This is a genomic window from Pseudomonas sp. GW531-T4, assembly GCF_017349615.1.
GTDB lineage: Bacteria > Pseudomonadota > Gammaproteobacteria > Pseudomonadales > Pseudomonadaceae > Aquipseudomonas > Aquipseudomonas chlororaphis_I.
Window position 1 is genome coordinate 1 of the sequence record NZ_JACMZT010000055.1, and the last position, 24,500, is coordinate 24,500.

21 protein-coding genes and 1 tRNA gene are annotated in these 24,500 nt (G+C 62.6%); 12 read left to right on the forward strand and 10 right to left on the reverse strand.

Features of this window, described 5'->3' with window-relative positions; translation table 11 throughout:
• Positions 1–34 precede the first annotated feature (34 nt).
• From J4D28_RS27705 to J4D28_RS27735, 7 genes are all read right to left on the reverse strand, one after another.
• Entirely contained in the window at positions 35–1,453 is a 1,419-nt protein-coding gene (locus tag J4D28_RS27705; protein WP_041986051.1) for a sigma-54-dependent Fis family transcriptional regulator, read from the reverse strand.
• A gap of 298 nt (positions 1,454–1,751) precedes the next feature.
• Positions 1,752–3,326, reverse strand: coding sequence for an ABC transporter ATP-binding protein (locus J4D28_RS27710; protein WP_053269361.1), 1,575 nt, complete (start codon positions 3,324–3,326; stop codon positions 1,752–1,754).
• 43 nt (positions 3,327–3,369) lie between these two features.
• Positions 3,370–4,392, reverse strand: coding sequence for an ABC transporter permease (locus J4D28_RS27715; protein WP_103331790.1), 1,023 nt, complete (start codon positions 4,390–4,392; stop codon positions 3,370–3,372).
• Positions 4,392–5,453: a microcin C ABC transporter permease YejB gene (locus J4D28_RS27720; protein ID WP_009049621.1), complete on the reverse strand. Its 1,062-nt coding sequence runs from the start codon at positions 5,451–5,453 to the stop codon at positions 4,392–4,394. The genes J4D28_RS27715 and J4D28_RS27720 overlap by 1 nt, the downstream gene beginning before the upstream one ends.
• The gene (locus J4D28_RS27725; RefSeq protein ID WP_103331789.1) at positions 5,453–7,321 is read right to left on the reverse strand and encodes an extracellular solute-binding protein; all 1,869 of its coding nucleotides are present in this window, start codon (positions 7,319–7,321) and stop codon (positions 5,453–5,455) included. Before J4D28_RS27725 ends, J4D28_RS27720 begins: the two co-directional genes overlap by 1 nt.
• Positions 7,322–7,456: 135 nt before the next feature.
• Positions 7,457–7,738, reverse strand: coding sequence for a peptidylprolyl isomerase (locus J4D28_RS27730; RefSeq protein WP_007924449.1), 282 nt, complete (start codon positions 7,736–7,738; stop codon positions 7,457–7,459).
• Between the two features lie 211 nt (positions 7,739–7,949).
• Positions 7,950–9,041: a 3-deoxy-7-phosphoheptulonate synthase gene (locus J4D28_RS27735; protein WP_038633423.1), complete on the reverse strand. Its 1,092-nt coding sequence runs from the start codon at positions 9,039–9,041 to the stop codon at positions 7,950–7,952.
• A 641-nt stretch (positions 9,042–9,682) separates the two neighbouring features.
• On the opposite strand from J4D28_RS27735, the gene J4D28_RS27740 reads away from it, so the two are divergent.
• On the forward strand, positions 9,683–10,441 hold the full coding sequence (locus J4D28_RS27740) for a carbon-nitrogen hydrolase family protein (RefSeq protein ID WP_009049618.1): 759 nt from the start codon (positions 9,683–9,685) through the stop codon (positions 10,439–10,441).
• Positions 10,438–10,884: a GNAT family N-acetyltransferase gene (locus tag J4D28_RS27745; protein WP_016703094.1), complete on the forward strand. Its 447-nt coding sequence runs from the start codon at positions 10,438–10,440 to the stop codon at positions 10,882–10,884. Before J4D28_RS27740 ends, J4D28_RS27745 begins: the two co-directional genes overlap by 4 nt.
• A gap of 56 nt (positions 10,885–10,940) precedes the next feature.
• Here J4D28_RS27745 and J4D28_RS27750 read toward each other — a convergent pair whose 3' ends face one another.
• Complete coding sequence (locus tag J4D28_RS27750) at positions 10,941–11,171, reverse strand: DNA-binding protein (protein WP_009049616.1); 231 nt, start codon at positions 11,169–11,171, stop codon at positions 10,941–10,943.
• Positions 11,172–11,252: 81 nt separating this feature from the next.
• Here J4D28_RS27750 and J4D28_RS27755 point away from each other — a divergent pair, with 81 nt between their 5' ends.
• The 3 genes from J4D28_RS27755 to uvrC all read left to right on the forward strand — a co-directional run bounded on the left by J4D28_RS27755 (position 11,253) and on the right by uvrC (position 14,231).
• Complete coding sequence (locus J4D28_RS27755) at positions 11,253–11,618, forward strand: helix-turn-helix domain-containing protein (RefSeq protein ID WP_007924437.1); 366 nt, start codon at positions 11,253–11,255, stop codon at positions 11,616–11,618.
• A 145-nt stretch (positions 11,619–11,763) separates the two neighbouring features.
• Positions 11,764–12,405, forward strand: coding sequence for a UvrY/SirA/GacA family response regulator transcription factor (uvrY, locus tag J4D28_RS27760; protein ID WP_103331788.1), 642 nt, complete (start codon positions 11,764–11,766; stop codon positions 12,403–12,405).
• Between the two features lie 2 nt (positions 12,406–12,407).
• Positions 12,408–14,231 carry an excinuclease ABC subunit UvrC gene (gene uvrC / locus J4D28_RS27765; RefSeq protein WP_103331787.1) on the forward strand — a complete coding sequence of 608 codons (1,824 nt, stop codon included), beginning with the start codon at positions 12,408–12,410 and terminating at the stop codon, positions 14,229–14,231.
• Between the two features lie 8 nt (positions 14,232–14,239).
• On the opposite strand, the gene J4D28_RS27770 is transcribed toward uvrC, so the two are convergent.
• Both J4D28_RS27770 and J4D28_RS27775 read right to left on the reverse strand, forming a co-directional pair.
• Positions 14,240–14,659, reverse strand: a complete 420-nt coding sequence (locus J4D28_RS27770) for a hypothetical protein (protein WP_041986033.1) — start codon at positions 14,657–14,659, stop codon at positions 14,240–14,242.
• Complete coding sequence (locus tag J4D28_RS27775) at positions 14,640–15,794, reverse strand: polymorphic toxin type 44 domain-containing protein (RefSeq protein ID WP_103331786.1); 1,155 nt, start codon at positions 15,792–15,794, stop codon at positions 14,640–14,642. Before J4D28_RS27775 ends, J4D28_RS27770 begins: the two co-directional genes overlap by 20 nt.
• A gap of 362 nt (positions 15,795–16,156) precedes the next feature.
• On the opposite strand from J4D28_RS27775, the gene pgsA reads away from it, so the two are divergent.
• The 7 genes from pgsA to J4D28_RS27810 all read left to right on the forward strand — a co-directional run bounded on the left by pgsA (position 16,157) and on the right by J4D28_RS27810 (position 24,410).
• Positions 16,157–16,717: a CDP-diacylglycerol--glycerol-3-phosphate 3-phosphatidyltransferase gene (pgsA, locus tag J4D28_RS27780; protein WP_009049612.1), complete on the forward strand. Its 561-nt coding sequence runs from the start codon at positions 16,157–16,159 to the stop codon at positions 16,715–16,717.
• A gap of 63 nt (positions 16,718–16,780) precedes the next feature.
• Positions 16,781–16,856, forward strand: a tRNA-Gly gene (locus J4D28_RS27785).
• 463 nt (positions 16,857–17,319) lie between these two features.
• Complete coding sequence (locus J4D28_RS27790) at positions 17,320–18,153, forward strand: oxidoreductase (protein ID WP_016703090.1); 834 nt, start codon at positions 17,320–17,322, stop codon at positions 18,151–18,153.
• A gap of 22 nt (positions 18,154–18,175) precedes the next feature.
• The gene (locus J4D28_RS27795) at positions 18,176–19,114 is read left to right on the forward strand and encodes an AraC family transcriptional regulator (protein WP_041986023.1); all 939 of its coding nucleotides are present in this window, start codon (positions 18,176–18,178) and stop codon (positions 19,112–19,114) included.
• A 78-nt stretch (positions 19,115–19,192) separates the two neighbouring features.
• On the forward strand, positions 19,193–19,450 hold the full coding sequence (locus J4D28_RS27800; protein ID WP_124304015.1) for a hypothetical protein: 258 nt from the start codon (positions 19,193–19,195) through the stop codon (positions 19,448–19,450).
• Between the two features lie 495 nt (positions 19,451–19,945).
• Positions 19,946–21,268 (forward strand): C4-dicarboxylate transporter DctA, encoded by a 1,323-nt coding sequence (gene dctA / locus J4D28_RS27805; protein ID WP_016703088.1) that lies wholly within the window; start codon positions 19,946–19,948, stop codon positions 21,266–21,268.
• A 262-nt stretch (positions 21,269–21,530) separates the two neighbouring features.
• Positions 21,531–24,410, forward strand: a complete 2,880-nt coding sequence (locus tag J4D28_RS27810; RefSeq protein ID WP_103331785.1) for an ATP-binding protein — start codon at positions 21,531–21,533, stop codon at positions 24,408–24,410.
• Positions 24,411–24,500: the final 90 nt, after the last annotated feature.

Sequence of the window (24,500 nt, forward strand, 5' to 3'; positions counted from 1 at the left end):
CTGGCTCTTTCTCTGTATGGAGATGCATGTCTCTTTATTGAGACTCTTCAATCCCCAGCGCCGCCATCTTCTTGTACAAAGTCGAGCGCCCCAGCCCCAGGCGCGCCGCGGCTTCCACCACCTTGCCGCCACAGTGCGCCAGGGCCGTCTCGATCACCTGGCGGTCGAAGCGCTCCCGCGCGGCGGCGAAGGTTTCGTTGGGCTGCACCTCGGCGGCCTGGGCGCTGGCCGCGCGTGGCACCGGGCTGAAGGTGCCGATGGCCGCGCGCAGGTCGCCGGCATTGAGCATCAGGTCGTCGCTGAGCAGGGCGGCGCGTTCCAGGACGTTGCGCAGTTCGCGGATATTGCCGGGCCAGGCGTGTTGGCCGAGCAGGGCCAGGGCGTCGGGGGTCAGTTCGTGCTGGCTGCGCAGTTCTTCGAGGATGGCTTCGCTGAGCGCCGGTAGGTCGTCCAGGCGTTCGCGCAGCGGCGGCACCTGGATCGGCAGTACATTGAGGCGGTAGTACAGGTCGGCGCGGAATTCGCCGCGCTTGATCGCCGCTTCGAGGTCGGTGGAGGTGGCGGCGATCACCCGCACGTCGCTCTGGATCACCTCGTTGGAGCCCACTGGCTCGAACTCTTTCTCTTGCAGCACCCGCAGCAGCTTGCTTTGCAGGGGCAGGGGCATGTCGCCGATCTCGTCGAGAAACAGCGTGCCGCCCTGGGCGATCTGCAGCTTGCCGGCGCGGCCCTTGCGGTCGGCGCCGGTGAAGGCGCCGGGGGCGGTGCCGAAGAACTCGGCTTCCAGCAGGGTTTCCGGAATCGCCGCGCTGTTGATGCTGACAAAGGCCTTGTGCGCCCGCGGCGACGCGGCGTGGATCGCCTGGGCCAGCAGCTCCTTGCCGGTGCCGGTCTCGCCTTGCAACAGCACCGGCGACTCGGCGCTGGCACTGCGCCGGGCGCGGCGTTTGACTTCCAGGCTGGCGGCGCTGGTACCGATAAAGTGGGCGAAGTTGTATTTGGTCTGCCGCGCCCGCAGCAGCGACCGCGTGGAAGCAAGCTCTTCCTGCATGCTCAGGTAGCGCTTGAGCATCGGCGACAGGCTGCGCAACTCGTCGAACAGGGCAAAGCCGATGGCGCCGATCACCGCCCCGGCATCGTCGTGGATCGGCAGGCGCATCACCACCAGCGGGTCCTTGGGGGTGTCCTGCATGTCCAGCAGGATCGGCCGCCCGGTGCGCACCACTTCGCGCAGCAGGCTGCCGGGGATCACGCTTTCGCAGGCCTTGCCGATGGCGAACGCCGCCGACTCCAGGCCGAAGCGCCGGGCGTAGCGCTCGTTCATCCAGACGATATTGGCGTCGCGGTCGACGATCACCGTGCCTTCGCTGGATTGCTCGATGATCTCGAACAGCGAACGGATCGCCAGTTGGCGAACCCGCTGGTAATCCTTGAGGCTTTCGGTGTCGTTCATGGGGAAGGTCCTGAAGGGAGCGCGGCGCCGATTATGCCGGGAATCTTCACGGCGACGCGACCATCAGGGTTGACGCTATCCCTGTAGCCGCTGCCGCAGGCTGCGATAAGGGCCGGAGGACCTTCAGCGATCTTGAGTACGTCGCGACCGTTCCGGTCGATCGCAGCCTGCGGCAGCGGCTACAGGGTTGTGCTTCTGTAGGAGCGAGGCTTGCCCGCGATGTAGGCGCTGCGGTATTGCAGGCACACCGCGTAGAGCCTATCGCGGGCAAGCCTCGCTCCTGCAGGAGAATGCAGGGTCAGGCCGGGTGGGCGGCGGCCAGCAGTTCCTGGGTGTAGGGATGCTGCGGCGCTTCGAACACCTCATGGCTGGGGCCGCGTTCGACCACCTTGCCGTCCTTGATCACGATCATGTCGTGGGCCAGGGCGCGGACCACGGCCAGGTCGTGGCTGATGAACAGGTAGGTCAGGCCATGCCGCTCCTGGAGCTGGCGCAGCAGCGCCACCACCTGCTTCTGCACCGTGCGGTCGAGGGCCGAGGTGGGTTCGTCCAGCAGGATCAGCGCCGGCTTGAGCACCAGGGCGCGGGCGATGGCGATGCGCTGGCGCTGACCGCCGGAGAACTCGTGGGGGTAGCGATGGCGGCTGGCCGGGTCCAGGCCGACTTCTTCCAGTGCCTGGATCACCTGCTGCTCGCACTGCTGGGCCGTGGAGTGGCTGTGCACTTCCAGGCCTTCGCTGATGATCTGTTGCACCGACATCCGTGGGCTGAGGCTGCCGAACGGGTCCTGGAACACCACCTGCATCTGCTTGCGCCACGGCCGCAGCTGCTTCTGGTTGAGGCCGTCGAGGGCCTCGCCCTGGAAGCGGATGCTGCCTTCGGAATCCAGCAGACGCAGGATCGCCTGGCCGAGGGTCGACTTGCCCGATCCAGACTCGCCGACGATGCCCAGGGTCTTGCCCCGTTGCAGGCTCAGGCTGATGCCGTCCACCGCCCGCAGGTATTGCTTGCGTCGGAACAGCCCGCCGCCGATCTGGAACTGCACATTGAGGTCGTCCACCTGCAGCACCACTTCGCGCTCGTCCCGGGGCAGGGCTTCGCCTTCCGGCTCGGCATTGAGCAACACGCGGCTGTAGGGATGCTGCGGTGCGCTGAACAGGGTTTCGCACGGCGCCTGTTCGACGATCTGCCCGGCCTTCATCACACAGACGCGCTGGGCGATGCTGCGCACCAGGTTGAGGTCGTGGCTGATCAGCAGCAGCGACATGCCCAGGCGCTGTTGCAGGGATTTGAGCAGCAGCAGGATCTTGCGCTGCACCGTCACGTCGAGGGCGGTGGTCGGTTCGTCGGCGATCAGCAGCTCCGGTTCGCAGGCCAGGGCCATGGCAATCATCACCCGCTGCCGTTGGCCGCCGGAGAGCTGGTGCGGATAGGCCTTGAGCCGTTCCTCGGGTTTCTGGATGCCCACCAGGTGTAGCAGTTCGAGGATCCGCGCCTGGGCCGCCTTGCCGCCCAGGCCCTTGTGCAGCAGCAGGGTTTCGCCGATCTGCTTTTCGATGCTGTGCAGCGGGTTCAGCGAGGTCATCGGCTCCTGGAAAATCATGGCGATGCGGTCGCCGCGCAGCTTCTGCAAGGTCCGCGTATCGGCGCCGAGCAGCTCCTGGCCGCGGTAGCGGATGCTGCCGCTGCTCAGGGTGTCGCAGTCGGGCAGCAATTGCAGGATCGAATGGGCGGTCACCGACTTGCCCGACCCCGACTCGCCGACCAGGGCCAGGCACTCGCCGGGGCGAATGTCCAGGCACAGGTCGCGTACCACCTTCTGCTCGCCGAAGGCGACGTTGAGGTTGCGGATTTCAATCAGGTTGTCAGTCATTTCAGTATCCGCCTGGTTCAATAACGTGGCTCAGGAACATGGCTCAAGAACGTGGATCGAAGGCATCGCGCAACGCCTCGCCGATAAACACCAGCAGCGAGAGGATCAGCGCCAGGGTGAAAAACGCCGTCAGGCCCAGCCAGGGCGCCTGCAGGTTCTGCTTGCCCTGGCCGATCAACTCGCCCAGGGACGCGCTGCCGGCCGGCATGCCGAAGCCGAGGAAATCCAGGGCGGTGAGGGTGGAAATCGCTCCGGTGAGAATGAACGGCAGGTAGCTCAGGGTGGCGTTCATCGCATTGGGCAGGATGTGCCGCACGATCACCTTGCGGTCATTGAGGCCCAGGGCGCGGGCGGCCTTGACGTATTCCAGGTTGCGCCCGCGCAGGAATTCGGCGCGCACCACGTCCACCAGGGCCAGCCAGGAGAACAGCGCCATGATCCCCAGCAGCCACCAGAAGTTCGGCTCGACGAAACCGGACAGGATGATCAGCAGGTACAGCACCGGCAGCCCCGACCAGACCTCCAGCAGGCGCTGGCCCAGCAGGTCGACCCAGCCGCCGTAATAGCCTTGCAGGGCGCCGACGGCGATGCCGATCAGGGCGCTGATAAAGGTCAGGGCCAGGGCGAACAGAATCGACACCCGGGCGCCGTAGATCACCCGGGCCAGCACGTCCCGCGCCTGGTCGTCGGTGCCCAGCCAGTTGACCGCGGTCGGCGGGCTCGGTGCCGGGCGGCTGAGCTCGTAGTTGGGCGTGTCTTCGCTGAACGGGATCGGCGGGAACAGCAGCCAGCCGCCGTCCTGGCGGATCAGCTTTTGCACGTAGTCGCTGCGGTAGTCGGCCTGGAACGGCAGCTGGCCGCCGAACTCCTGCTCGGTGTAGCGCTTGAACACCGGGAAATACAGCGAGCCCTGGTAGCTGACCACCAAGGGTTTGTCGTTGGCGATCAGCTCGCCGCCGAGGGTGAGGAGGAACAGGCCGACAAACAGCCACAGCGACCACCAGCCACGGCGGTTTTTCTTGAAACGGTCCAAGCGCCGGCGCGCCAGCGGGGAGAGCTTGAGCATCAGGCGTTCCTCGCGGCGAAGTCGATACGCGGGTCGACCAGGGTGTAGCAGAGGTCGCCGATGAGTTTTATCAGCAGGCCGAACAGGGTGAAGATGAACAGCGAGCCGAACACCACCGGATAGTCCCGCGACACCGCGGCCTCGTAGCTCATGCGCCCGAGGCCGTCGAGGGAGAAGATCACCTCGATCAGCAGGGAGCCGGCGAAGAACACGCTGATAAACGCCTGGGGAATGCCCGAGACCACCAGCAGCATGGCGTTGCGAAACACATGGCCGTAGAGCACCCGGCGTTCGCTCAGGCCCTTGGCCCGGGCGGTGACCACGTACTGGCGGGTGATCTCGTTGAGGAACGAGTTCTTGGTGAGGATGGTCAGGGTGGCGAAGCCGCCGATCACCAGGGAGGTCACCGGCAGCACCAGGTGCCAGAAGTAGTCGACGACCTTGCCCAGGGTGCTCAGTTGCTCGAAGTTCTCCGAGACCAGCCCGCGCACCGGGAACCAGTTCAGCGAAGTGCCGCCGGCGAACATCACGATCAGGAACATGGCGAACAGGAAGGCCGGCATGGCGTAGCCGATGATGATCGCGGTGCTGCTCCAGATATCGAAATGGCTGCCGTGGTGCACCGCCTTGCGGATCCCCAGGGGGATCGACACCAGGTAGGTGATCAGCGTCGCCCAGAGCCCGAGGGAGATGGTCACCGGCATTTTCTGCAGGATCAGCTCGGTGACCGTGGCGCCGCGGAAGAAGCTCTTGCCGAAGTCCAGCTGCGCGTAGCTCTTGAGCATCAGCCACAGGCGCTCGTGGGCCGGCTTGTCGAAGCCGTACTGTTTCTCGATGTCCTTGATCAGCTGCGGGTCGAGGCCACGGCTGGCCCGCGAGTTGCCGCTGACGCCGTCGCTCGAACCGCCGAGGTTGCCGCCACCGCCTATGCCTTGCAGGCGGGCGATGGCCTGTTCCACCGGGCCGCCGGGGGCGGCCTGGACGATGGCGAAGTTGACCAGCAGGATGATCAGCAGGGTCGGGATGATCAGCAGCAGGCGCCGCAGGATATACGCCAGCATCAGTGCGGCCCTCCAGGCTTGCCGCGCTGCACGCGCTCGGCCGCCATTTGCTCGTTGGTCAGGGGCGTGCGGCTCATTTCCCACCAGCTTTCGATGGCTTCGTCATTGCTGGCGGGAATGGCCGGCATGCCGAAGCGGTTCCACCACACGGTGGAGGTGCCCGGCGGGTAGTAGTTGGGGATCCAGTAGTAGTTCCATTGCAGCACCCGGTCCAGGGCGTGGGCGTAGCTCAGCATCTGCGGCTGGCTGGTGGCCTTGACCAGGCCGCTGATCAGGCTGTCCACCGCCGGGTTCTTCAGCACCATCAGGTTGCTCGAGCCGGGATCGTTGGCCGCCGCCGAACCGAAGTAGTTATACAGCTCCAGCCCCGGCGAGGTGGTCACCGGGTAGCCGGTGACGATCATGTCGTAGTCGCGGGCCATCAGCCGGTTGACGTACTGCGAGGCGTCGATGCGGCGGATTTCCAGGGTGATGCCGATCTGCGCCAGGTTGCGCTTGTACGGCAGCAGCAGGCGCTCGATGCCGTTCTGGCTGTTGAGGAAAGTGAAGCGCAGCGGCTCGCCGTCGGCGTTGACCAGCGTGTCGCCGTCGGGTTTCCAGCCGGCCGCTTCGAGCAGGGCCAGGGCTTGCAGTTGCTTGTCGCGGATCAGGCCGCTGCCGTCGGTTTTTGGTGCCTCGAAGACCTGAGTGAAGACTTCGTCGGGGACCTGCCCGCGCAGCGGTTCGAGGATTTTCAGTTCCTCGGCATCCGGTAGCGCCCGCGCGGCCAGGGCGCTGTTGGAAAAGAAGCTCTGCTGGCGGATATACAGGTCGCGCATCATCTGCCGGTTGCTCCACTCGAAGTCCCAGAGCATGGCCAGGGCCTGACGCACCCGGCGGTCCTGGAACATCGGTTTTTGCAGGTTGAACACGAAGCCCTGGGCCGGTTGCGGCGCCTGCTTGGCCAGGTGGGCCTTTTGCAGGCGGCCGTCGTCCAGGGCCGGGCTGTCGTAGCCGATGGAGAAGCCGGTGGCGGAGAACTCGCGGTTGTAGTCGTAGGCGCCGCCGCGCAGCACTTGGCGGGCGACGTCGGTGTCGCCGAAGTACTCGATGCTGAAGCGGTCGAAGTTGTACAGGCCGCGGCTGACCGGCAGGTCCTTGCCCCACCAGTCGGCATCGCGGGTGAAGGTGATGCTGTTGCCGTTGTCGACCTTGCTCACCTTGTACGGGCCGCTGCCCAGGGGCGCTTCGTAACCCCCGCCGCCGGCGAAGTCGCGGCTCTTCCACCAATGCTCGGGGAGCACCGGCAGGGTCGCGATATCCAGGGGCAGGGTGCGGTTTTCATTGCTCTTGAAGTCGAAGCGGATCACCCGCGGCGACTCGATCTCGACGTCCTTGACGTCGGCGAACTGGGTGCGGTAACGCAGGCTGCCCTGGGTCATCAGCAGGTTGTAGGTGTAGCGCACGTCTGCGGCGGTGATCGGCTTGCCGTCGGCGAAGCGCGCCTTGGGGTTGAGGTAGAAGCGCAGCCACAGGCCGTCGTCGGCGCGCTCCATCTTTTCTGCCACCAGGCCATAGACGGTGTAGGGCTCGTCCAGCGAGCGCTGGGCCAGGGGCGAGTAGATGTAGCCGTCGAGTTGCGAGACGCCGATGCCTTTGTCGATGTAGGGCAACACATGGTCGAAACGGCCGATCTCGATGGCCGAGCGGCGCATGCTCCCGCCCTTGGGCGCCCGTGGGTTGGTGTAGGCGAAGTGACTGAAGCCAGCGGGATATTTGGCCGGTTCGCCATAGACGGTCAGGGCGTGTTGCGGCGCGGCGTCGGCACTCGCGGTCCCCAGCAGCAGGGCCAGGGCGGTGAAGATCATGGAGGGGAAAAGCAGGCGCATTGTCAGCCTTAAGAGCCGGGTGATCGATGACCACGATTTGTACGCTACCGGCGCGCTGCTGACCAGCGCGGGCGGTAGCCCAAACACAACGGCCCACCAAGGGGCGGGCCGTCGTTCACGCAAATCGCGACAGGATCAGTCCTGGCGGCTGGTCACTTCCAGCAGGTGATAACCGAACTGGGTCTTCACCGGGCCTTGCACGACGTTGACCGGGGCGCTGAACACCACGGTGTCGAATTCCTTGACCATCTGGCCTGGGCCAAACGAGCCGAGGTTGCCGCCGTCACGGCTGGATGGGCAGGTGGAGTTCTTCTTGGCGACTTCGGCGAAGTCGGCGCCGGCTTCGATCTCGGCTTTCAGTTCGTTGCACTTGGCTTCGCTGGCAACGAGGATATGACGGGCGGTGGCTTTGGCCATGGGAGTTGCTCCTTTCAAGAAAGTGGTGAGCCTACCGGATTGTGTGGCCTATTTCTCGTCAAAGTTCCGTCAAGGCATTGCAGCAAAGGATGGCCGGTCGAGGTGCTTAATCTGTAGGAGCGAGGCTTGCCCGCGATGCAGGCGACGCGGTGGGTCAGTTACACCGCGTCATCGTTCATCGCGGGCAAGCCTCGCTCCTACCGGGGCGGGATCAGGCGGAAGCGGGAATGTCTTGCCGGGCGCTGCGCAGCTGCCGGGCGGCATTGCGCAGCAGCTGCTCGGTGGCGTCCCAGCCCAGGCAACCGTCCGTCACCGAAACCCCGTAGCGCAGCGTCGGGCTCAGGGGCTGGCAACCCTCGAACAGATGGCTTTCCAGCATCACCCCGACCAGGGACGAATCGCCCTGCAGGCGCTGCTCCAATACCTCGTCGAACACCGCCGGTTGGCGCAACGGATCCTTGCCGCTGTTGGCATGGCTGCAATCGACCATGATCCGTGCCGGGATCTTCAGCTTCTGCAGGTCGTGCTGGATCTGGGCCACGCTCTGGCGATCGTAGTTCGGGCCGCGATGGCCGCCGCGCAGCACCAGATGGGTGTCCGGGTTGCCCGGGGTCTGGATCACCGCCGGGTGGCCCTGGCTGTCGACGCCGAAGTGGCGGTGCGGGTGCGCCGCCGAGCGCATGGCGTCGCAGGCGATGCCGACGCCGCCGTCGGTGCCGTTCTTGAAGCCTACGGGCATGCCCAGGCCGCTGGCCATTTCCCGGTGGATCTGCGATTCGGTGGTGCGCGCGCCAATGGCGACCCAGCTCAGCAGGTCGTCGAAGTAGCCGGCGGCCATGGGTTGCAGCAATTCGGTGGCGATCGGCAGGCCCAGGCGGAGCATTTCGCGCATCAGTTCACGGGACAGGGTCAGGCCGCCGGCCATGTCGTCGCTGCCATCCAGGCGCGGGTCGTAGGCCAGGCCTTTCCAGCCGACGGTGGTGCGGGGTTTTTCGACGTAGGCGCGCATCACCAGCAGCAGCTCGTCGCTGACCTCGGCGGCCAGGCTGGCGAGGTTGCTGGCGTATTCCAGGGCGGACTGGGGATCGTGGATCGAGCAGGGGCCGACGACCACCAGCAAACGGGAGTCTTCACCGTTGAGGATGGCGCGCACCGCCTGGCGATGGGCGGCGACTTGCTGGCTGAGAGCCGGGCTGAGCGGCAGTTGCTGCTTGAGCTCCAGCGAGCTGGGCAGGCGCTGGGTCAGGGTTTCGTTGGCGCAGTTGCGGGTGGACAGCGGCAGAGCGGAGACGGACGAGTTCATATTCAAGGCTTCCTGGGCAGGCGGCGGGTGGTGTCCCGCGCGCGGCCCTACTGGGGTGTTCGACAATTGGCCGGATTGGCTGTGCAGGTGTGTTTGCCACCAGTAGGTGACCGATCGGAGGCGGCAGGCTGTCCCGAACGGAGGCTGCTAAATCGCCAGGCGCAGCAGGTGTCGTAACGGTAATAAGTGGCGTAGTTCATGGTTTGAATCCTCGGTAAGTTCGGTGTGTTGCGGAAAGTCGCGGTTAAAAATCTTTGGCCCAGAAAAACAAAACCCCCGGTCGGGAGGCCGACCGGGGGTGAGATTTTCTCTGGTAGGCGACCCGTTCAAGTGGGCGCCGTTTGGGTATCAGGCGCGCCAGTGGCTAAACCAATACCCAAAATAAAAGCTCGCTGGAGCGCAGGCGTTTTTCACCCAGGCAGCCGCACCGACGCGCGAGGCGCTGGCAGTGTGACGATGCATGGAAAGGGTGAGGGACGACATGCTGTTTCTCCGTGAAGTGGGCCGAGCTTACTAGAGGCTGGGGGCGCGGTTCAATCAGAAATTCCTATTAGCTTGCCTGTCAGTGCCTATGAGTTAAGCGCTTTGAGGTTTTATGACACACTCGCCACGCCCTTATTTGTGCTCACTCAGGACCCATCATGACCCCGCTGACCCTTGCCGCCGCCCAATCGATTTCCATCGCTGGCGACCTGCCGGGCAATATCGCCCGGCACCAGGCCTTTATCCGCATCGCCGCGGAGCAGGGCGTGCAATTGCTGGTGTTTCCCGAGCTGTCCCTGACCGGTTACGAACCGGCGCTGGCGGCCGAGCTGGCGCTATTGCCGCAGAGCCCGCTGTTGCAGCCGTTGCGCGACCTGGCCCGGGAGCTGGGGGTGACGGCGGTGGTGGGCATGCCCATCCGCCTGTCGGCCGAGGGCCCGCTGTTGATCGGCGCCCTGGTGCTGGCCGCCGATGGTTCGCTGGCGGTGTACAGCAAGCAGCATCTGCATGCTGGCGAGGAGCAGGTATTTAGCCCCGGCACGGGGGGCGCGAACCTCACATTCGCCGAGGACCAAGTCGCCCTGGCGGTGTGCGCCGATTTCTCCCAGGCCAGCCACGCACGTGCGGCGGCGCAGTCCGGTGCCGGCATCTATGCCGCCGGCGTGCTGATCAGCGAAAAAGGCTACGCCGCGGACACTGCCTTGTTGCAGGGCTATGCCGTGGAGCACGCGATACTGGTGCTGATGGCCAACCACGGCGGGCCGACCGGAGGCTGGGTGTCGGCCGGGCGTAGCGCGATCTGGGGGCCGGATGGCGGGCTGATCGTGGCCGCGGCAGGTACGGGCGATGAGTTGCTGATCGCCCGGCGCACCGCCGGGCGCTGGAGTGGCCAGCAACTGAGGGTCGAAGCGCCTTGAACGGTTTCCAACTGCGTCCGGCCAGCACCCTGGAGGATCTGGTTTTTGCCCGCGACCTGACCCGCAGCTGCATGCTGGGGTATTACATCCGTCACGATCTGTTGTGGCTGGACGAAGCTTTCGATGTGGCCTGGGCCGGTCGGGAGAACCTGCTGATCTGCCAGGGCGCCAGGGTGCTGGGGTTCGTCAGCCTGAGTCGCGATTCCAGGGCTTTGTATATTCGCGAGTTGCATGTGCTCGAAGCGTTTCGCGGGCAAGGTGCCGGGGCCTGGGTCATCGAACAGGTACTGGCGATGGCGCGCGGCGAACGGCGTGGGCTGCTACGGTTGACGGTGTTCAAGGACAACCCGGCGCAGGCGCTTTATGGGCGCATGGGGCTGAAGGTGGTCGGGGAAGATGAGTGTTTTCTGCGGATGGAGCGAAGCAGCGCCGCGGATGCGTAGCCGCTGGTTGCTGTGCGCGGCGCGGTCGTACCGAGCGGTGTGGCGACAGGCGAGGCTCAGGCGGGTTCCTGGTCGGGCCCCTCGGACTCGGCGAGGATGATGCCGTCTTTCATACCCAGCAATACCGCCACTTTGTGCGCCTCACCGCGTCGTCCTTTCTTGCGTCCGGCCAATACCTGGTAGGTGGTGGCTGGGTCGACCCCGTGTTCACGGGCGAACTGTTGAACCGATTTACCTTGATGTTCAAGCCAGGCCTTGGCTTGTGCGGCAGTGCGGATACCGGGCATAGTTCAAAACCGTTCAAATTTGTTCAATGCTTGAAGGGTGTAACACCCCTAGGGGTGCATAAAAAAGGATCATACATCCAAATGAGTGGAATCGGTTCGCGGTTAAGACAGGAAAGGGAACGCCTGGGGTTGTCGCAGAAGAAATTTGGTGAAGTTGGCGGCGTGGAAGCCAATGCCCAAGGCAGATATGAAAGTGGAGACCGGGTACCCAAGGCGGACTATTTGTCCCGGGTGGCGGCAAAAGGAGTCGATGTCCTTTATATAGTGACCGGCAGGCGGACCCCGACCAGGGCCGATAACCTCAGCCAGAGCGAAGAGAAAATCCTCGTCAGTTATCGGGCCTTGTACAAGGAAGATCAGGACGCGATCCGGCACCTGACCCATACCCTTGCCGAGCTTTCGGTTTCCAGCCTCATGAAAAGAAAGGCGGACGCCCGAGAGCCTTAGGGCAGGGCGTTCGCAGTGCATTAACCAGCCACCGGATACCCCTGTTGAACAGGTGCTTTTTATATGGCGCTTGTCATTAGGTCAGCACGCTGCTTTTTTGCTAAGGTGTCCGGCAACCTATAAGACCAAATCGCGAGGTGTCTGCTTGATTAGGGTGCTAGTAGTCGATGACCATGATCTCGTTCGTACAGGTATTACACGAATGCTGGCTGACATCGATGGCCTGCAAGTGGTCGGCCAGGCCGAGTCAGGGGAGGAATCCCTGCTCAAGGCCCGGGAATTGAAACCCGATGTGGTCCTCATGGACGTCAAGATGCCCGGGATCGGCGGTCTTGAAGCCACGCGCAAATTGTTGCGCAGTCACCCGGATATCAAAGTCGTGGCCGTCACTGTGTGTGAAGAAGATCCGTTCCCGACCCGCTTGCTGCAAGCGGACGCGGCGGGGTATCTGACCAAGGGCGCGGGCCTCAATGAAATGGTGCAGGCCATCCGTCTGGTGTTTGCCGGCCAGCGTTACATCAGCCCGCAGATTGCCCAGCAACTGGTGTTCAAGTCATTCCAGCCGTCCAGTGAATCGCCGTTCGACGCCTTGTCGGAGCGCGAGATCCAGATTGCGCTGATGATTGTCGGCTGCCAGAAAGTGCAGATCATCTCCGACAAGCTGTGCCTGTCTCCGAAAACCGTGAATACCTACCGTTACCGTATCTTCGAGAAGCTCTCGATCAGCAGTGATGTCGAACTGACGTTGCTGGCGGTTCGCCACGGCATGGTCGATGCCAGCGCCTGACAATGAACGACCCGTTTGATCCCAGTGCTTTTCTTTCCACCTGCAGTGGCCGTCCTGGCGTGTATCGCATGTTCGATGGCGATGCACGTCTGCTCTACGTCGGTAAAGCCAAGAACCTGAAGAGCCGCCTGGCCAGCTACTTCCGCAAGACTGGCCTGGCGCCGAAGACCGCCGCCCTGGTGGGGCGTATCGCGCAGATCGAAACCACCATCACCGCCAATGAAACCGAGGCCCTGCTGCTCGAGCAGACGCTGATCAAGGAATGGCGGCCGCCGTACAACATCCTGTTGCGCGACGATAAGTCCTATCCCTATGTGTTTTTGTCGGACGGTGAGTTTCCGCGTTTCAGCATCCATCGCGGGGCGAAAAAGCAGAAGGGCAAGTACTTCGGCCCGTACCCCAGCGCCGGGGCCATTCGCGAGAGCCTGAGCCTGCTGCAAAAGACCTTCATGGTCCGCCAGTGTGAGGACAGCTACTACAAGAACCGCACCCGGCCGTGCCTGCAGTATCAGATCAAGCGCTGCAAGGCGCCCTGTGTCGGCCTGGTGGAGGCCGAGGTGTATGCCGAGGATGTGCGCCACTCGGTGATGTTCCTCGAAGGGCGCAGCAATGCCCTGACCGATGAACTGTCGGCCGGCATGGAGCAGGCGGCCAGTACCCTGGACTTCGAGAAAGCCGCCGAGTTGCGCGACCAGATTTCCCTGCTGCGGCGGGTGCAGGACCAGCAGAGCATGGAAGGTGGCAGCGGCGACGTCGACGTGGTGGCGGCCTTCGTCAACCCGGGCGGCGCCTGCGTGCACCTGATCAGCGTGCGTGGCGGCCGGGTGCTGGGCAGCAAGAACTTCTTTCCCCAGGTGGGTATCGAGGAAGACGTGGCCGAGGTCATGTCGGCGTTCCTCGGCCAGTACTTTCTCAGCAGCCCGGAGCGCGACCTGCCCAGCGAGCTGATCGTCAACGTGGTCCATGAAGACTTCCCGACCCTGATCACCGCGATCCAGGCCTTGCGCGGCCGTGAGCTGAGCATCAGCCACCGGGTGCGTGGCACGCGGGCGCGTTGGCAGCAGCTGGCGGTAACCAACGCCGAACAGGCCCTGAGTGCGCGCCTGGCCAACCGCCAGCATGTGGCGGCACGTTTCGAAGCCCTGGCCGAAGTGTTGAACCTGGACGAACCGCCGCAACGCCTGGAGTGCTACGACATCAGCCACTCCAGCGGCGAGGCGACCGTGGCGTCCTGCGTGGTGTTCGGCCCGGAAGGGCCGCTGAAGTCCGATTACCGGCGCTACAACATCGAGGGCGTCACCGCCGGCGACGACTATGCGGCGATGCACCAGGCCCTGACCCGGCGCTTCAGCAAGCTCAAGGACGGCGAGGGCAAGCTGCCGGACATCCTGCTGGTGGACGGTGGCAAGGGCCAGCTGTCCATGGCCCGCGACGTGCTCAACGAGCTGGCGGTGCCCGACCTGATCCTGCTGGGGGTGGCCAAGGGCGCAACGCGCAAGGCCGGTTTCGAGACCCTCTACCTCAACGATGCCGCCCATGAGTTCACTCTCAAGGGCGACTCACCGGCGCTGCACCTGATCCAGCAGATCCGTGACGAGGCCCACCGTTTCGCAATCACCGGCCACCGCGCACGCCGCGGCAAGACCCGCCGCACCTCGACCCTCGAAGGCGTGGCCGGCGTCGGCCCCAAGCGCCGTCGCGACCTGCTGAAGCATTTTGGCGGATTGCAGGAGCTGTCTCGCGCAAGCATCGACGAGATCGCCAAGGCACCGGGGATCAGTAAAAAGCTCGCTGAGTTGATTTATGCGAACTTGCATAGCGAGTAGGGGGGAACTCAGGGGCGGAAAGGATCAGGCTCGCCCTCGCATTTCTTCAAGCGCGCAATAATGTCAGGAGCAGTTTTAGTGGTGTCGATCCTGCCTGCTGCATCAAGGTAGATGTCTATCGTTGCCCAGCGCTTCGGTGTGATGTCGATACATTGTTGAAAACCTTTGTCCGTCCACCAAAAGAACATCATAAAGAAGTCGTCGTCAGGAAATATGTAGCCGGACTCAATGGCAGAGCCCCCATGTTTAATGTCGCCTCTATGGATTCTGTCCTGAGTGTTCCAGACATATCGGAACTCTTCCTTGCTATCCGGGGAAAAGTCGACCGATACAACCGGGGAGGCAAAATGCCAAAGTGCTATAGGGAGGATGACGAGAATCAGAAGTAGCCAGCGGCCATATCGGACCTTATGTTTCTTTGCAGACATGTACCCGGGCCCCCTTTCTCCATTCTTGAAGCGGTATTGCAAGAACCTCGTCCATGATCATCTTTGTCGTGACGCCTCCGTGGGGGTGTTGTCGATAGAGTTTAATGCCAATGCTAATGGATGTTCGATCAGGCGCATCATCCCATGCCCGCATGCCCTCGATATCTGCTGAGCGTTGTGGGCCAGGCAGTTCCCATTCTGCTTTAGGTTTTTTATACATCTCTTCAACCTTCCGGGCAGCGTCTGACCCTATTTGTTCTATACCTGCACCATCCAAGAGGACGCTTTCAGAAAGGCCTCCAGCCATCCCCACATAGCCGTAGTGAATGTTCGACCAGATGTCGTAGAAGTAATCGTAGTCACCCTGTTTGTGCCAAATTCCCCCGATGGACCTGCGAATAATAGGCTTGTGGTCCCACGGTCGATTTTGACCTACTCGTTCTGTCCAGATAGCTAAGGCTTTCGCTCTCTTCCCCAGCGCTAAGCTGTAGAAGTCAGGGCTTTGACCAATACGAAGATAGAAAGGAAGCTCCTTATATTTCTTTGTCTCAGCAGTTGGGCTAAAGCTGTTGAGGTCCTTCATTTGCCGCACAGACGCGCTATTGATATTGGCGTTCATTTCACCCGCGATGTAGCTCGCCAGTTCCTCCATGCGGTCGGGGTCGGCACAGACTTTCTCCTCTGGCTGCTCTTCAGGCGCCTTAGAGGCCGTATTGGGATCGATCAAGGCATTTGCAGCGCTGGCCTTCTCGGTCAGTCTCGGGTCAGCCAACAAGGTCGCCATCTTTTCATCGTCCACCGAGCCATCCGGGCGAAACACGCCGAGTGCTGCGAAGTTGATGATGGCAGCCCCAGGAGCGGGCCCCATGACAAAGCCACCGAAAGTATCACCCGACCCTGTGATGATTGTCCCGCCGTGGCTGGTGGGGCTCCCTAAATGGGCCATGGGACGACCATTCAGAATGATCGAGGGAAACCCCGTGGTGATGACCGCGCCACAACCGCAAGTGTCTCCCACACGGGCTGCTCCCATGAAGTTGATGTTGATGTCACCAGAAGTGCAAGCAATAGGTGTCGTGCCGTGACCGGGAAGAGGGCAGAGGTGTTTGTCGCCCAGGCGAGCAGAAGAGAGCATTTTATCGTCCCTGCGTTGACTGATCCGCGAGGCTCTTTGTAGAGCCCCGCAAACCTAGCAAGCGGCGATGGGCAAGGCTTTAGGACGATTCTGAACTTGGATGGAGTCTGGCGAAGGCTGAGAGTCTGGCTGGAAAATCTGTATGGCCGCCGCACTACGTCTACAGATGATGGTTCCAGCAGGTTTGCGAACTGAGTCTTGTCCTGCTCGCGCAGGCCCCGGGAAGTTGCGCTTTCGAGGGGTTCAACGTGTTGGAACAGTGTTAGACACGCTGTGCGAGAAGCCCGTAGAATGGCCGTGCCTAGCTCATCTGCTGTCTTTTTCGAGTAGATTGCCAACTCACCTCGTAGCCAGTTGTGCCGATGAATATCCCTAATCTGATCACCGTTCTACGCGTTCTGCTCATCCCGATCTTCATTTTGCTGTTTTACCTGCCTTACAACTGGAGCTACATGGCCGCCAGTTCCGTCTTCGCGTTTGCCGCGGCCACCGACTGGCTCGATGGCTACCTGGCGCGGCGTCTGGAGCAAAGCACGCCGTTCGGGGCCTTCCTCGATCCGGTGGCCGACAAGTTGATGGTGGCGGTGGCCCTGGTACTGCTGGTGCAAGAGCACGGCAACCTGTGGCTGACCCTGCCGGCGGCGGTGATCATCGGACGTGAAATCGTCGTTTCCGCCCTCCGCGAGTGGATGGCCGAACTGGGTGCCCGCGCGCAAGTAGCGGTATCCAACATGGGCAAATGGAAAACCGCCGCGCAGATGCTGGCGCTGGTGATCCTGCTGGCCAACCCGCCGGCCTTCACTTTCTGGGTGCTGCTGGGTTATGCCCTGTTGCTGATCGCAGGAGGGCTGACCCTGTGGTCCATGCTGCAGTACCTGCGCGCTGCCTGGCCGCATCTGAAGACCGATGTGGAAAAGAAATAAAACTTTTTTGAATCAAGGGGTTGACGCAGTTTCGAATTTCTATAGAATGCACACCACCAAGACGCGGGAATAGCTCAGTTGGTAGAGCACGACCTTGCCAAGGTCGGGGTCGCGAGTTCGAGTCTCGTTTCCCGCTCCAAACATAGCGCTACAGAGTTCCACTTAGCTCTGCAGCGATCGAAAAAAGGACCTTCGGGTCCTTTTTTCGTTTGTGCGGTATTCCACTGACGTCGGCTGCGTTCCAGCAGTATCCAGTGGTTTTAAGTGCATTTCTCTGTCTGTTTTCCGTCATCCCTTGGTTCAAGACTCGTTTGGATGTAGCAGCCTTGGCATGACGTGACTTTTTACTAGAGCGGATTTTGAGGCAGGGCGCTTTTCCCTCGATAGCCTACGACGAACTTGCTTAGTTGTTCCGAGGCTTTTTGCTTCTTTCCCTTTTGCCGCGCTGGAGCGGACCTGACTCGCGGAAGCGGAGATCGGCGACTACCCACTTAACTATTGACCCTGATAGGAATAGGCAATGCTCAAAGACAAACCGGCATAGGTGACCGGGTTTTCCCTGGATAGCATGGCCGCCTCGTCCCTCTCTATCGGAGCTCGCCATGAACAGCATAAAAACCCTATTTATCACGGGTGTCAGCAGCGGCTTTGGCAATGCGCTGGCGCGGGAAGCGCTTGCCGCGGGGCATCGGGTTATCGGCACTGTGCGCAATGAAGCGGCCTTGCAGGCGTTTCAGGCGCTTTCCGTGGATCGTGCCCATGGGGTGATTCTGGATGTCACTGACTTCGAGCGGATCGACAGCCTGGTCGCGGCTGTCGAAGCCGCTCATGGCCCGGTCGATGTCTTGGTCAACAACGCCGGCTACGGTCATGAGGGCATCTTCGAAGAGTCGCCGCTGGAGGAGCTGCGTCGCCAGTTCGACGTCAATGTGTTCGGCGCGGTCGCGGTCACCAAGGCGTTCCTGCCATATTTTCGCAAGCGGCGTGCCGGTCACATTCTCAATATCACCTCCATGGGCGGCACCATCACCATGCCGGGTATCGCCTACTACTGCGGGAGCAAGTTTGCGCTCGAAGGTATCTCCGATACGCTGAGCAAAGAACTGCGGCCGTTCAATATCTTCGTGACCGCCGTGGCGCCAGGCTCGTTTCGCACGGACTGGGCCGGTCGTTCGATGCAGCGCACGCCACGGAGCATTGGCGACTATGACGCCAGTTTCGACCCGGTGCGCAAAGCGCGGGAAGAGAAAAGCGGCAAACAGCCCGGCGACCCGCGCAAAGCCGCGCAAGCGATGCTGCAGGTCATCGCCAGTCCGACGCCACCCGCACACCTGCTGCTGGGCAGCGATGCCTTGGGCCTGGTGCGCGGCAGGCTGGAGCAGGCGGCCAGAGAAATCGATCAATGGGAAGCGCTGAGCCGTTCGACCGATGGTTGAACGGTCAGCCAAGGGGCTGTCAATGAATCAGGCCGACTCACAGACCTCGCGCATGGTGCAGCTGATGGAAAAGCTGGCGCCGATCGAGGGCTACAACCTCAGCGCGCTGGAGGATATCCGCTTCCTGCGTTCGAACCGGCCCCTGACCCGTACCCCGGTTTTGTATGACCCGGGCATCGTCATCCTGTGCCAAGGGCGCAAGCGTGGCTACCTGGGTGATGACGTCTATGTCTATGACGCCCAGCATTACCTGGTGGTGTCGGTCCCCGTGCCGTTCACCATGGAGACCGACGCCAGCGAGGCAGAGCCCATGCTGGCGGTCTACATGCGTCTCGACTTGCAGGTGGCCAGCGAGTTGATGCTGCAAGTGGATGAAGCCCTCGGGCCCAGCGACGCCCAGCCCAAGGGGATGTATGCCTCGCCGATGGACGATCTGCTGCGCGCCTCGACACTGCGTTTTCTCGAGGCGATGAGTGCTCCAGGTGACGCGCAGATACTCGGGCCGTCGCTGGTGCGGGAAATCTATTACCGCATCCTGACGGGCGAGCAGGGCGGCTCGATGCGTGCCGCGCTCAATCTCCAGGGGCACTTCGGCAAGGTCACTCGCGCGATCCGCAAGATCCACAGTTGCTACCAGGAGCGCCTGGACGTGGAGTCCCTGGCCCGGGAAGCGAGCATGAGCGTGCCCAGCTTTCACCTGCACTTTCGCAGCGTGACGAACGCCTCTCCGATGCAGTACCTGAAGTCGACGCGCTTGCACCAGGCGCGACTGCTGATGCTGCGCAACGCCATGAGCGCTTCGACGGCGGCCTTCAACGTAGGCTACGAAAGCGCCTCGCAATTCAGCCGCGAGTTCAAACGCTTCTTCGGCCGAACGCCCCAGGCGGAGATCGAATGGATGAAGGCGACCTATGCGCTGCCTGCGCCATCCACGCCATCTGTCTATGTCTCGTCGCATTAGTTTTCGCACCTGCCTGAGCAAGTCTGTGGCGCGCGTTTTGCTTTGCGCTTGAACTTCACCCCACAGGAGTTCAGCGATATGGATTCGAAGCGCTCTACGCAACAACCTTCGGATGGTGCCCCAGGCCTGGTGGCGGGCAGCGTTATTGGCGGTCGGCCTACATCACCGCCAGGTTATCGCCCGCTGCTGGAGGGCGAGGTGATTCAATCGACCGATGAGGCCGGCAACGACCCCCAGTCCTGGACGCCCGTGCCCAGCCATTGGGTCAGCCAGGTGCATTGCCTGGCGGTGTACGGTCAGGTACGTCGGCCGACAACCCGCCAGGGTTGTTGCTAACCTGCCGCCAGCGGCGCTGGCCGCCGCCGGGATACCTGCTGCAAGCTGGATCGGGTCTCGATGAAGGGGCTCATCCATCTGCCATCCTTGTTGCCGAGCAGTCCTGCTCACGGCTTGAACTCCCCATTTCAGAGCGTTCGTGCACGCTTCCATGGCCCGGGCGGCGGGGGAGATTGCGCTGTCTTGAGGCATGGGCCTCCACCTGCGCACGATTGCGAGTCTGGAGAAAACTGACGAGTCGCACAGCTTCCTAGACTGGTCAGACCTGTAAGACCTTGTTTTTCGATCGGTAAATGATAAATCCATGATTTTCCGCGGGAAGTGGCATGGGGGCTGCTATGCACGATGCATTCTTCAAGCGGCTTCGCTGTGGTTCGGCCACCCGATATTCAACCGGGCAGACGTCGACCTGAGTCGCTGAAGAGGGGGCAGTCCGCGGGTCGACAGCGTTGTCGACCCGCCAGGGACTCGGTTGATTCTTGACGGAGAAACATCATGAACCACGACTCAAATGCTGCGAGCGCAGTCAAACCACCGGCCAGGGCCTGGTATGGATCACTCTTTTCGCAGGTGTTGCTGGCCCTGTTGCTGGGGATTGTGCTCGGCGTACTGGTGCCTGATTTCGCGGTAAAGCTGAAAGTGCTCAGCGACGGTTTTCTCAAGCTGATTTCGATGATCGTCGCACCCATCGTCTTTTGTGTGGTGGTGCATGGGATCGCCGGTACGGGCGACCTGAAAAACGTCGGGCGGGTAGGGGGCGTGGCGCTGATCTACTTCGAGATCATGACCACCATTGCCCTGGCTCTCGGCATCCTGCTGGCGTTCGTGTTCGGGCCCGGGCATGGCATGAACATCGACACCACGACCCTGGATGCCGGGGCCATGAGCAGCTATTCGGAGAATGCCCACAAGCTCCAGGGCAGCGGCATCGGTTCGTTCATCCTGAACATCATTCCCACCACCTCAATCGATGCATTGGCCCGCAACGATGTATTGCAGGTGCTGTTCTTTGCCTTGCTGTTCGGCATCAGCCTGGCATTGGTGGGGGGTAAAAGCGCGGAGCGCGTGACCTCGTTCATCGACGATATTTCCAAGGTGCTGTTCAAGGCCATGGGCCTGATCGTGCGGCTGGCGCCCCTGGGCGTGCTAGGGGCGGTGGCCTACACCGTTGGCAAGTACGGTGTCGGTTCGATGAAGCAGCTGATTTCCCTGGTCGTGCTGTTCTACGCCTCGATCCTGATCTTCGTGTTCGTGATCCTGGGGGCGGTGTTGCGTTATGCCGGGATCAACGTGTTCAAGTTCATTGCCTACCTGCGCGAGGAGCTGACTATCGTCCTGGCCACCGCCTCCTCGGACTCGGTGCTACCGCAGATCATGCGCAAGCTGGAAGTCCTGGGCGTAAAAAAATCAGTGGTGGGGCTGGTGGTACCCACCGGCTATTCGTTCAACCTCGATGCCTTCTCGATCTACCTGACCCTGGCGGTGGTCTTCATTGCCCAGGCCACCAATACCCCCTTGTCGATAGGTGACCTGCTGCTGGTGCTCGGGGTGTCGCTCGTGACCTCCAAGGGCGCGCACGGCGTGCCGGGCTCGGCCATCGTGATCCTGGCGGCGACCCTGAGCGCAGTCCCCAGCATTCCGGTGATCGGCCTGGTGCTGGTGTTGTCGATCGACTGGTTCATCGGCATGGCACGCGCGGCGGGCAACCTGATTGGCAATTGCGTGGCCACCGTGGTGGTGGCCGATAAGGTCGGCGACCTGGACCGCGAACAGGCTCAACGGGTATTGAACAACCGTCAGCAATACGAGTTGTCCTGAGGCCATGAGCTTGCGTCGGGGGGCTGTGCCTTGACGGCGCAGCCTCTCGCAACGGGGGTGGTTACTGCAATGCCGCGGCTATCGTGTATGACAGAAAACAAACGCAGCCATACCCGCTGTCTGCTGGTTTCTATGTCGCTGCGCGCCACTAAGGCCTAAAATTCCCGGCAAATACCCAAGACTGTCGACGACTTCCCAGGGGCTGCCTGCCGGGTCGCGTCCGCCGCCCCAGGTTTCGCAAGTACCTCAAGGAAGGTTCCCCATGCTACTGAGGTCCCTCGCAGCTATTGGCATTCTGTTGCTGGGTATTCTTTCACCGATATTTCCGGTTCATGCGCAAGACATCACCTTGTCCGGTCGCATGACCACAAGCAGTCACCCTTGGCTGGACGCCAAGGCGCGGCAGTGGCTGGAAGGGCGAGGGCCGCTCAGGGTCGGCGTGGTGCTTCTCGATTATCCGCCCCTGTCGGTGTTCTATGGCGATCGCTACCAGGGCATCACCGCCGACTACCTGGCCCTGATGTTCGAATGGCCACCGCAGGTGCGCGCCTACTCGTCGCGGGCATCCGCGCTGGCGGCCTTGCGCAGTGGCGAGATCGACCTGCTGGGCGCGGGCAGCGATGTCGAAGGCCGGGAAAATGGCCTGCTGCTCAGCGAGGCCTACCTGCCCGACCGCCCGGTGCTGGTGACTTCGCAGGCCCAGCCCTTCGACCCCAATCAAGCCGGTACCGTGCTGGGAATGACCGTCGGCTATCTTCAGGAACAGGCGGTACGGGAGGCCTACCCCCATAGCCAGGTGGAGTTTTTCGATTCGCCTCAACGCGCGCTCGAAGCGCTGGTGCTGGGGGACGTCGATGCGGTGTTGGGGGATGCCCTGTCCTCGCATTACCTGATGCAAACCCATTACCTGCTGGGCCTGCGCATCGACAACTTCGCTCCCGTCGACAGCCAGGGCTTCCGCTTCCTGCTGCGTCCGGGAGACGAGACGCTGAGGGGCATCATCGACCGGGCGATACCGAGGATATCCAGGCGCTATGGGGAAGACATCCTGCGCAGCTGGAGCGCCGGCCGCCGCTTGAGCATCGACGAAGCGCGCGTGAAGCTGACGCCCGCGGAACAGCGCTGGCTGGACAGCCACCCGCAGGTCCCCGTGGCCATCAATTACTCGCTCGGGGCGCTGGGCGAGCTGGGACGGGACCGCAGCGTCACCGGCATTGGCCGCGACTACCTGGAATTGATCAGCCAGCGCAGTGGCCTGAAGTTCGCCTACCTGGGCACGCCAAACACCCTCGAAACCAACAGGCTCATCGCCGAGGGGCGGGCGCTTCTGACCCCGGCCATGCCTCAGTCCGAGCTGTTCGAGACGCCACTGGATGTCTTGTCGCCGTACCTGCGCAGCTCCACCGTATTGATGACCGCGACCAGTGCTGGTCGTCACGCCGGCCGGCGTTTCACCGGGCTTGCCGATCTGAATGGGAAGACCCTGGCGACGGGTGAGGGCTACTTTTTCATCGATACGATAAGACGCGACTATCCGGCGATTCAGCTCAAGGTATACCCCACGTTCCTCGAGGCCATGCGCTCGGTCGATTCGGGGCAGAGCGAGGTGTACCTGAGCAGCGACTACACCGGTCGCTATCTGTCGGCCCAGTATTTCGACAATCGCATCCAGGTCACCGGGATCCTGCAGAACATCTCCACGCCCATCGGCATCGGGGTGGCGAAGCACCAGCCGGAGTTGCGCAGCATCCTGGAGAAGGCGCAGCTGGCAATCACGCCGGAAGAGGTCGCGGACATAGTCCAGGCCTGGGCGCCGCGCTTCGCCAGGGGCGGGAGCGACTTCTGGCGCGACCATCGCGACAAGATTCTCCAGCTGGGCGGGCTCTTCGCGACCCTGATCGCCATCTCGCTGATCTGGGCGTTCTACCTGCGACGCCAGGTCCGCAGGACCCGGGCCGCCGAGGAGCGCGCCGAGGCCGCCAACCAGGCCAAGAGTGTCTTCCTGTCGACGATGAGCCATGAGATACGCACGCCGCTGAACGCGATCATCGGCATGCAGGAGCTCGCGCTGCTGCGGGCGAAACAGGGGGAGGCCGACAGCGTATCCCTGTCCGTGGCCCAGGAAGCGGCCCAGGGGCTTTTGTCGCTGCTGGGCAATGTGCTGGATATTGCTCGCATCGAGTCCGGAAAGATCGATTCGTTTCCTGAGCCGGTGCTCATCAACCAGCAGATCGAAGGCGTCGCCTCGGTTGTCACTGGCATGGCGCGACAAAAAGGCCTCACCCTGGACGTCAAGGTCGAAGGCGATCTGCAGGCATGGGTGCTGCTGGACCCGCTGCATTTCAAGCAGGTGCTGTTCAACCTGCTCGGCAACGCCATCAAGTTCACCGAGCGCGGCGGCGTCATCCTCCAGGCCCGCACCCGTCGTGAAGGGCACAGCTTGCGCCTGGACCTCGATGTCATCGACACGGGCATCGGCATTGGCGCCGAAGACATGGACAAGCTGTTCAAACCCTTCTCCCAGGTGGGCGTGCCAGGCGCGGGGCAGGCGTCCGGAAGCGGCCTGGGGCTGAACATCAGCCGCCGCCTGGTGCAATTGATGGGGGGCCAGATCAAGCCGCGTAGCGAACCTGGCAAAGGATCCTGCTTCAGCCTCGAATTGAGCCTGCCCATCTGTGACCCTCCAGCCGCTGTCGAGGGCGAAGCGGCGCAGCAGGACCCGACCGTTTCTGCCGACGTGCCTCCGTTGTCCATCTTGCTGGCCGAAGATAATGCCTTCAATCGCGTGACCCTCAACACCCAGCTGGAAACCCTGGGGCATCGAGTGGTGGTCGCGGAAGATGGGCAGGAAGCCTTCAAGCGCTGGTTGAGCGCGGACTTCGACATCGTGCTCACGGACGGCATGATGCCGAGGATGGACGGCTTCGAACTCGCCAGGCGGATCCGCTGGGAGGAATCCCACAGCAGCCTGCCACGCTGTCGCATCATTGCCCTGACGGCCAGTATCGAGGCGAGTGCGGTGGAGCGATGCATGGCCGCCGGGATGGACCAGATTCTGTTCAAGCCCGCGACACTGGAAACGCTGCGGCAGGCTATCGCGTCCGGCCCGGCGGGCGGAACCGGCCCCGAGGAACCCCGATAAGCCGAAGCGGCCCTTTGCACGCCGGGTATCGGCCGCCCCCGCAAGCGCGGCCGATTCGATAAGCCCGGGAGCAGGGTTACCGGGATCGCT

Bases quoted from the DNA above. Each gene is read 5' to 3' on its own strand.
- J4D28_RS27795 (WP_041986023.1), top strand. From the start codon at position 18,176: ATGAATCAGGCCGACTCACAGACCTCGCGCATGGTGCAGCTGATGGAA.
- J4D28_RS27725 (WP_103331789.1), bottom strand. From the start codon at position 7,321: ATGCGCCTGCTTTTCCCCTCCATGATCTTCACCGCCCTGGCCCTGCTG.
- J4D28_RS27790 (WP_016703090.1), top strand. From the start codon at position 17,320: ATGAACAGCATAAAAACCCTATTTATCACGGGTGTCAGCAGCGGCTTT.
- uvrC (WP_103331787.1), top strand. From the start codon at position 12,408: ATGAACGACCCGTTTGATCCCAGTGCTTTTCTTTCCACCTGCAGTGGC.
- J4D28_RS27740 (WP_009049618.1), top strand. From the start codon at position 9,683: ATGACCCCGCTGACCCTTGCCGCCGCCCAATCGATTTCCATCGCTGGC.
- J4D28_RS27810 (WP_103331785.1), top strand. From the start codon at position 21,531: ATGCTACTGAGGTCCCTCGCAGCTATTGGCATTCTGTTGCTGGGTATT.
- J4D28_RS27770 (WP_041986033.1), bottom strand. From the start codon at position 14,659: ATGTCTGCAAAGAAACATAAGGTCCGATATGGCCGCTGGCTACTTCTG.
- J4D28_RS27775 (WP_103331786.1), bottom strand. From the start codon at position 15,794: ATGCTCTCTTCTGCTCGCCTGGGCGACAAACACCTCTGCCCTCTTCCC.
- pgsA (WP_009049612.1), top strand. From the start codon at position 16,157: ATGAATATCCCTAATCTGATCACCGTTCTACGCGTTCTGCTCATCCCG.
- J4D28_RS27715 (WP_103331790.1), bottom strand. From the start codon at position 4,392: ATGCTCAAGCTCTCCCCGCTGGCGCGCCGGCGCTTGGACCGTTTCAAG.
- J4D28_RS27800 (WP_124304015.1), top strand. From the start codon at position 19,193: ATGGATTCGAAGCGCTCTACGCAACAACCTTCGGATGGTGCCCCAGGC.
- J4D28_RS27750 (WP_009049616.1), bottom strand. From the start codon at position 11,171: ATGCCCGGTATCCGCACTGCCGCACAAGCCAAGGCCTGGCTTGAACAT.
- J4D28_RS27735 (WP_038633423.1), bottom strand. From the start codon at position 9,041: ATGAACTCGTCCGTCTCCGCTCTGCCGCTGTCCACCCGCAACTGCGCC.
- J4D28_RS27730 (WP_007924449.1), bottom strand. From the start codon at position 7,738: ATGGCCAAAGCCACCGCCCGTCATATCCTCGTTGCCAGCGAAGCCAAG.
- dctA (WP_016703088.1), top strand. From the start codon at position 19,946: ATGAACCACGACTCAAATGCTGCGAGCGCAGTCAAACCACCGGCCAGG.
- J4D28_RS27705 (WP_041986051.1), bottom strand. From the start codon at position 1,453: ATGAACGACACCGAAAGCCTCAAGGATTACCAGCGGGTTCGCCAACTG.
- J4D28_RS27755 (WP_007924437.1), top strand. From the start codon at position 11,253: ATGAGTGGAATCGGTTCGCGGTTAAGACAGGAAAGGGAACGCCTGGGG.
- J4D28_RS27720 (WP_009049621.1), bottom strand. From the start codon at position 5,453: ATGCTGGCGTATATCCTGCGGCGCCTGCTGCTGATCATCCCGACCCTG.
- J4D28_RS27710 (WP_053269361.1), bottom strand. From the start codon at position 3,326: ATGACTGACAACCTGATTGAAATCCGCAACCTCAACGTCGCCTTCGGC.